2 protein-coding genes are annotated in these 1,690 nt (G+C 51.6%); both read left to right on the plus strand.

Features of this window, described 5'->3' with window-relative positions; all coding sequences use genetic code 11:
• The first annotated feature begins 336 nt into the window (after nt 1-336).
• Nucleotides 337-678, plus strand: a complete 342-nt coding sequence (hypA, locus tag LKE08_RS04240; RefSeq protein ID WP_324702949.1) for a hydrogenase maturation nickel metallochaperone HypA — start codon at nt 337-339, stop codon at nt 676-678.
• A gap of 2 nt (nt 679-680) precedes the next feature.
• A complete protein-coding gene (gene hypB, locus LKE08_RS04245) occupies nt 681-1,466 on the plus strand; it encodes a hydrogenase nickel incorporation protein HypB (protein ID WP_324702950.1) in 786 nt (261 codons plus the stop codon).
• Nucleotides 1,467-1,690 lie beyond the last annotated feature (224 nt).

The following is a 1,690-nucleotide window of genomic DNA, read 5'->3' on the forward strand; positions in this document are numbered from 1 at the left end:
TCTCAATCTCTCTCTCGAAAGCGATCGCTCAATCCACCCGTTCTCTGAAATCGTACATATATATAGTATGATTCTCGAAAATTAGAAATCATAGTGATGGCAACAGACAGGAAGGAGAAAACCACAAGTTATGGGTTAACTCAAAGTCCCCATCCCCCCTACCCCCCCTTTGTAAGGGGGGAGATCAGGGGGGATAATGGGGGATCGAACCGTATCGCAGCAGATCGACAACTGTTATAATCTACAAGGAAACGGAGATCAAGAATTGTCCCCGACTCCCGACTCCCGACTCCCGACTCCCCACTCCCGACTCCCCCAACATTCAGAGGAACCGCGATGCACGAAGTCGGCATTATGGAACAGACCCTGGCGATCGCATTAGAACAAGCTAAAGAAAAAGGCGCCGGTCGGATTCACCGGATTAAAATGCGGGTGGGTGCCCAGTCCGGCGTCGTCCCCGAAGCGCTGAAATTCGCCTTCGACGTGGTGACGGAAGGAACGATCGCCGAAAACGCCAACTTCGAGATCGAATCCATCCCCGTCCGCTGCCACTGCCGCCACTGTCGGCAAGAGTTTGAACCGGAAACTTGGTTCTACGAATGTCCCGAGTGTGGCGAACTCAGCCTCGACATCCGCCAAGGAAAAGAATTAGAATTGACATCGTTGGAGGTTTCGTAACTATGTGTACCAATTGCGGTTGTTCTGTCACACCCGGAACCGTCCACATCCACAGCCACGAAGACGGACACGAACACCATCACAACCCCGACCATCACCACGACCATTCCCACACCCATCAAACCCTCGACGTGCACGCCGCCATCCTCTCCAAAAATGACCGACTCGCCGAACGAAATCGCGGCTTCTTTTTGGCGAAACAATTATTCGTGTTGAACGTCCTCTCCTCCCCCGGTTCCGGAAAAACCGCTTTAATTGAAAAAACCCTGACGGATCTCGGCGATCGCCTCAAAAGTGCCGTCATCGTCGGAGATCTCGAAACCGACAACGACGCCAAACGGCTGCGGCGATCGGGAATGGAAGTCGTCCAAATTACCACCGGCAGCATCTGTCACCTCGAAGCCGACATGGTATCCCAGGCGTTGACTCAAATCAACCTCGACGACCTGAAATTATTGTTTATCGAAAATGTCGGCAACCTGGTCTGTCCGGCAGCCTACGATCTCGGCGAAAATATCCGCGTCGCACTCCTGTCCGTCACCGAAGGCGAAGACAAACCCCTCAAATATCCCACCCTGTTCAAAACCGCCGACGTGGCGATTATCAACAAAATCGATATCGCCGAGGTGGTGGGATTCGATCGCAATGCCGCCACCGAAAATATCCGCCGCATCGTACCCTCGGCGAAAATATTGGAAGTTTCTGCACGCACCGGGGAGGGGATGGATGCCTGGTATCGCTATTTGCAGGAAGCCTGCGGCTGTCTGGAACAGTCCGCTTCCCATTGACGGCGATCGCGGTTCGGAAAAAAAAATGTTAAATTTTGTTGCCAAACCGGCCTTTTTTTCCCAACCCCTTGACTTCCCATTGACTTTGCGATACACTTTTTAGATAATGGAAATAGTTGTGATTTTTTTATTTCGACATCCACTCCCATTATGGAGGATAATGTCAATATCTTATCGGAATTGGCGCCACCCTGTCAACCCTTCGGCAAAATTTTTTTCGAGCC

It is taken from the genome of Lyngbya sp. CCY1209, from assembly GCF_035615495.1.
In the GTDB taxonomy this organism is placed as follows: Bacteria; Cyanobacteriota; Cyanobacteriia; order Cyanobacteriales; family Microcoleaceae; genus Limnospira.